Origin of the sequence: Bellilinea sp., assembly GCF_034432615.1 — a bacterium.
Taxonomy (GTDB): domain Bacteria; phylum Chloroflexota; class Anaerolineae; order Anaerolineales; family Anaerolineaceae; genus Bellilinea.
On sequence record NZ_DAOUBL010000143.1, the window covers coordinates 1 to 5,599 of the forward strand.

At 54.0% G+C, this 5,599-nt stretch carries 5 protein-coding genes and 1 pseudogene; all 6 read right to left on the reverse strand.

Features of this window, described 5'->3' with window-relative positions:
- Positions 1 to 359 (reverse strand): annotated as a pseudogene (locus tag VAE48_RS06445) (glucosamine-fructose-6-phosphate aminotransferase); the annotation flags it as partial.
- A gap of 6 nt (positions 360 to 365) precedes the next feature.
- Entirely contained in the window at positions 366 to 1,331 is a 966-nt protein-coding gene (locus VAE48_RS06450) for an ROK family protein (protein ID WP_322792495.1), read from the reverse strand.
- Positions 1,328 to 2,188, reverse strand: a complete 861-nt coding sequence (locus VAE48_RS06455) for a carbohydrate ABC transporter permease (protein WP_322792496.1) — start codon at positions 2,186 to 2,188, stop codon at positions 1,328 to 1,330. The genes VAE48_RS06450 and VAE48_RS06455 overlap by 4 nt, the downstream gene beginning before the upstream one ends.
- Complete coding sequence (locus VAE48_RS06460; protein WP_322792497.1) at positions 2,188 to 3,102, reverse strand: sugar ABC transporter permease; 915 nt, start codon at positions 3,100 to 3,102, stop codon at positions 2,188 to 2,190. The genes VAE48_RS06455 and VAE48_RS06460 overlap by 1 nt, the downstream gene beginning before the upstream one ends.
- Positions 3,103 to 3,178: 76 nt before the next feature.
- Positions 3,179 to 4,477: an ABC transporter substrate-binding protein gene (locus tag VAE48_RS06465; protein WP_322792498.1), complete on the reverse strand. Its 1,299-nt coding sequence runs from the start codon at positions 4,475 to 4,477 to the stop codon at positions 3,179 to 3,181.
- Between the two features lie 43 nt (positions 4,478 to 4,520).
- Positions 4,521 to 5,255: a GntR family transcriptional regulator gene (locus VAE48_RS06470; RefSeq protein WP_322792499.1), complete on the reverse strand. Its 735-nt coding sequence runs from the start codon at positions 5,253 to 5,255 to the stop codon at positions 4,521 to 4,523.
- Positions 5,256 to 5,599: the final 344 nt, after the last annotated feature.

Sequence of the window (5,599 nt, forward strand, 5' to 3'; positions counted from 1 at the left end):
AGCAAGGCAGCGGGGGGCTTTTCCCGGCACAACTCCAGCAGGCGCACAATTTCGGCGCTGCGCCCGGATTGCGAAACGACCCATAAAAGGGTACGGGGGGTAATTTGACCACTGGAAAAATGCGCCAGTTCGGCGGTTTCGATCCACTGCACCGGCAACGGCAGACGGCTCAGGCGCAGTACAGCCGGATATGAGCCGTTCAGCGAAGCGCCCATGCCGGTAATCAAAATTCGGTCAAACTTCGACCGATCCAGATCGGTCACAAGCCGATTCAATTCTTCAGATGGATAACCCCGCAAAGCGGCTCTCAGGGCTTGCGGTTGAGAAAGAATATCTTGCACATAGGGATTGTTGTTCATGTTCGATTATCCTTTAAGTTCAAGCCAGATAGCCCGCGCAGCACCGAGCACACCGGCTTTGTTGCCCAATGAAGCCGGCACCAGCCGAACGCGGCGGGTGGGTACGACGACATCATGCTGCCGGAGCACTTGCTGAATGTGGGGGAAAAACAAATCGTAGTTTTTCATTACCCCACCGCCCAGCGCAATGCACTCCGGCAGATAAAACAAAATCAGATTGACCAATCCCAGTCCGAGATAGCAGCCCGCCTCGCGGATAATTTTTTGGGCAAATTCATCACCCTGCCGTGCGGCTTCGGTTACATGGGTTGCTTCAATGATCTGTCCACTTTGGTGGAGGCCGGCGAGTGAACTGTTTGGATACTGCTGAATCAGTCTGCGGGCACTTTCGGCGATGGCCGGCCCGGAAGCGAGGCTCTCCAGGCAGCCGCGAGCGCCGCAATAACAGGGCGGGCCGTTCGGATCGAGTACCTGATGGCCGGCTTCGGGATGTTCCCCGTCCATGCCGCGGTAAATTTGCCCGCCAAGGATGAATGCGCTGCCAACACCGGTGCCAACGGTCACCAGTGCAAAACGGGAAGTGCCCTTACCCGAGCCGAGCCAGGCTTCTCCCAGTGCGGCGGCATCCGCATCATTTTCCATGATCAGCGGTGCATCAAAAGCCCGACTTAAAGGGGTGCGGATATCCACATTTTCCCAGCCGGGCAGGGTGTAGGGATTTTGAATGAGTCCCCTTTTCCGGTCAATGGGGCCGGTGCTGCCAAACCCGATTCCGGCAATTTGCCTGATACCGGCCTGTTCCATTACCTGCCGGATCAGATTTTGAATCCGCTGAATGCCCTGTTCCACGCCACGGGCTGCTTCAATTGGCGCCTGCGCCCAGGCTTTAATTTCTCCCTGCTGGCTGACAACCGCGGCGCGGATGTTGCTACCGCCCAAATCAATCCCAACCACAAATTCAGTCTGGCTCATCCTTTAACGGCTCCGGCGGAAAGTCCACTGACGATGAAACGCTGGAAGATCAGCGCCAGAAGTACAGGCGGAAGGGCTGCCAGAATACCGCCGGTCATCATGGCGGTAATATCCACCGCATAACGCCCGGTGAATTCGGCAATGGCAACCGGGACGGTCTTGGCTGCTACCGTGCTGGTAAAAATCAAGGCGAAGAAAAATTCATCCCAAGCCAGTAAAAATGTGAACAAGGCTGTGGAGATGATTCCCGGCGCTGCTACCGGAATCACAACGCGAAAGAGGGTATTCAAGCGGGAACTGCCGTCAATCAAAGCGGCATCTTCCAGTTCTTCTGGCACGGTTTCAAAAAAGGTGGTCAGCATCCAGATGGTAAAAGGCAGGGCAAAACTCAGGTAGGTGAGAATCAGGACAATTGGTTTGTTCAGAATGCTCAGTCGGGCGGCGATGATGTACAGCGGGATGACCAGAGAAATTTCCGGAATCATCCTGACACTCAGCACGCCAAAAAACACTGTATTACGGAAGGGCAGCCGCAAACGCGCCAGCGCGTACGCAGCCAGCGAACCGATCACCAGAGAGATGGCGGTAGTGGTCAATGCCACCAGCAGGGAATTCCCCAACGTGATTTTGAAGGTGCGGGCAACTTCGGAAACGGCCGTGCCCGGCACAAGAATATCCAGATAATTTTTGAGGGTGGGGTGTTCGGGAATCCAACGCGGCGGGGTGGCCAGCAGGTCGGCGCGGGTGGAAATGCTGGCGAGAAAAAGCCAGGCGATGGGGGCATAAATGACCAGCAGTGCCACGAGCGTCAATAAAAAGTAGAGGGCTTTACTGCCAAGCTGACGGGATGTTTTCATCAGCGCAAATCCTCCCGATACAAGAGTCGGATGTACAGCAAAGCCATCACCAGCGTAAAGGCGGAAATGAGAAACGAGAGGGCCGCGCCGCCGCCCAACCGTCCGTATGAAAATGATTCAAGATAGGTGAGGTAAGAGATGGTTACCGTTCCAAAGGCAGGCCCGCCCTGGGTGATGACATAAATAATATCGAACACGCGAAAAGCCTCTACCGTGCGAATGACCAGCGCAACCAGGATAGCCGGTTGTAAAAGCGGAAAACGGATATTCCAGAACCGCTGCCAGACATTGGCACCATCCACCGCGGCGGCTTCTTCCAGTTCGCGCGGGATGGTAGCAAGGGCTGCCTGCAGGATTAATGCAATGAAGGGTACCGAATGCCAGATATCGGCAACAATGACCAGATTCATGGCTGCCACAGGCTCGGAAAGCCAGGCCCTGTAACGGTCAATCATGCCTAATTGAAACAGTAAACCATTCAGGGCGCCGTAATCGGCGTTGTAAATCCAGCGCCACATGGCGCCGTTGACGATGGTAGGAATTGCCCACGGAATGATCAGGCTGGTGCGTAAAAATTGCCAGCCGAAAGGACGGGCATGAATCAGTAAGGCTAACCCCATCCCCAAAATTAATTCAACGCCAACCGAGACAATTGTAAAGTAAAGCGTGCGGCGGATGGCTGCCCAAAAAACCGAATTGGTGAGGAAATAAAGATAATTCCGAATGCCTATAAAGCCCTGGGGGGTTGGATTGGAGATGGGGGTTTCGGTAAAACTTAATACAAAGGTATAAATAATCGGAAACAGGGTAATTCCAAAAATAACCAGTAAACCGGGGAATAGCAGCCAAAACCCGTCCCGCAAGCGTTGTTGGGTAAGGGTCATTGGTTTTGGCTTTACTGCTGGAATACTCATCAATAAAAACCTTCGGCAAAAAAAGGGGGCGGGGAAAGGGGGATTTGTTTCCCCGCCCCATCAGCGAGTAGATCAATTATTTTGAAGCCAGTTCGTTCCACTTGGCGGCAGCATCATTCAATGCCTGAGCCGGGCTCTTTTGTTTGGTCAGGGCTTCCTGCAATGCCAGCTGGAGGGCTTTGGAAAATTCGGGGTAGAAGGGCACTTTCGGGCGCACATGGGAATACACGATTTGGGCGCTGAAAGCCGGCACAGTCACCGGATTGGATTCGTTCAGCGATTTCAATTCTTCCAGTGCCTGCCCCTCATAATTACCACTCCAGACAGGTAGAAGATGGGCGGAGTATTCTTTCTGAATCGGTTCGCTGGTCAGGAATTTGACATACTCCCACGCCGCTTCGCGGTTGGGCGACTTGTCAATCACCGAAAATCCCATCGAGCCGTTGATGGTGGCGCTGGGTACACCGCTGCCCTTGAATGCCGGTACCAATCCAAGGCCAACTTTACCAACCACCTGCGATTCATCAGGATTGAGGGCGGCTAAATCGTACATATACAGCCAGTTGAGGGCAAAGGCTGCTTTACCCTGCGAAAAGACATTGCGTACATCTTCCTCTACATAGGAAATGGATGCCGGGTTGGACAGGCCTTCGTCAACGGTCTTGACCATCCACTCAACGACCTGGACACCCTTTTCGTTGTTGAAAGTGGGATTGCCGTTGCTGTCCACAAAGCTGCCGCCGTTGCCATAGAGCAGGGCGACAAAGTCACAAATCGCCGCTTCAGCCTGCGCCCATGACCAGACAATCGGATACTCCACCAACCCCATTTCCTTGATCTTGCGGCTGGCTTCGATCAGATCTTCCCAGGTTTGCGGTACATCCACGCCGGCTTTTTCCAGTATTTCGGTGTTGTAGTAGAAGTACTTCTGGTCGAGCAGCCACGGCATGCCGTAGATACGTCCGTTCACCGAGGTAATGTCCCAGGCGGTGGAGAATACTTCTTGTTTGGTGTTCTGGTCAATCTTGTCCGTAACATCCCACAGGTAACCGTTCTTGACGAACTCGGCATACCAGATATCGTCAACCAGGACGACATCATAGGACGGCGGATTGGTCGCCATGGCGGTGACAATTTTGTCGTGAAGGGCATCATACGAAACGTACTCGATTTCGACCTTCACATCTGGAGAAGATTCGTTGAACTTGGCAACAATGGCGTTCATCTCCTCCGGGGTGGGGCCGGCCTGCTGCATGGCAAGCACCTTAACGACTTTTGGCCCGCCCGCCTGTTGTGGGGCCGCACATCCGGCTGCGCTCATCACCACAACCGCCAGCAAAACAACCACAAAGAAAAGACGACTTACTGCACGCATACTTCCTCCTTATTGGTATTGAAAAGTGAAATTAATGGGTCTTTTACCCGATGTATTGCCGTCCGGTATAAAAGGTGAAGTTTTTGCCACTGTAGACGGAGCGCACGTATTCGATGACGGTCATGGTTTCGGTGTAGGTGTGACGCAGGGCAATCAGCACCGGTTCACCCGGACGGATGGCGAGACGGGCCGCCAGGGTTTCATCGGCGGCGGCGGCTTCCAGCTCGGCATCTGCCCAGGTGGGATTGAGATTGAACTCGCTGCGCAGGACATCGAACAGCGAGCGTTTTTCAAAGTCAAACTGCTCCAACCCGGGGCACAGACTGGCAGGGAGGTAGGCATCCTCGTATGCCACCGGCTCGTCGTTGACCAGCCGGATGCGTTCCAGCCGATAGACGGCAATTCCGGCCGGCAGGTTCAGTTCAGCTCGCAGGCTGGCTTTGGGCTGAATGCGGCGGATTTGCAGCAGGCGGGAGGAGGGCGTCATGCCGCGCGCGCGGATATCCTCGCTGAATGACCGAAAGCCGGATAATTCGCGGATGCGCGTCTGAGCCACAAAGGTGCCTTTGCCCTGCAGCGAATAGACATACCCCTGTTGGATCAGGTTGTTGATTGCCCGGCGGGCGGTGATGCGGCTGACGTTGAACCGGCGGGAAAGTTCGCTTTCGGAGGGCAGTTTATCTCCCGGCTTCAATTCGTCATGCCGAATCTGGCGCAGGATTTCCTGTTCCAGTTGCTGGTAGAGGGGTCTGGTCGTCTGTCGGATGGTAGTGGTCATAGAATGTGGCAGGGATCTGTTTAAGTGCCTGCTATACTTAGCATACTTATTATAACAAGTTTCTCGGGAGGTGCAAGTGTTCAGTCCGTTCAATTCCAAAACAACTTTGACAAAAACATTGCCGAAGGTTGAATCAGGGGTATACTGAGATTTGCCGTTGAGGGAAATTCAACATGCCGCAATTGTTTTACGGACACATTCTATCGGAAGGGGTACGCATCCAGTACTACCGCACCGGCGGACAAAAGCCGCCAATCATCTTGCTGCACGGGCTGAGCGATAATGCCCTGTGCTGGAACCGCCTGCCGCTGGTTTTAGAAGTGGAGTTCGATGTGATCATGCTG

What these genes read in the sequence shown, in the direction of transcription:
- VAE48_RS06450 (WP_322792495.1), bottom strand. Translation starts at nt 1,331, where the DNA reads ATGAGCCAGACTGAATTTGTGGTTGGGATTGATTTGGGCGGTAGCAAC.
- VAE48_RS06455 (WP_322792496.1), bottom strand. Translation starts at nt 2,188, where the DNA reads ATGAAAACATCCCGTCAGCTTGGCAGTAAAGCCCTCTACTTTTTATTG.
- VAE48_RS06460 (WP_322792497.1), bottom strand. Translation starts at nt 3,102, where the DNA reads ATGAGTATTCCAGCAGTAAAGCCAAAACCAATGACCCTTACCCAACAA.
- VAE48_RS06465 (WP_322792498.1), bottom strand. Translation starts at nt 4,477, where the DNA reads ATGCGTGCAGTAAGTCGTCTTTTCTTTGTGGTTGTTTTGCTGGCGGTT.
- VAE48_RS06470 (WP_322792499.1), bottom strand. Translation starts at nt 5,255, where the DNA reads ATGACCACTACCATCCGACAGACGACCAGACCCCTCTACCAGCAACTG.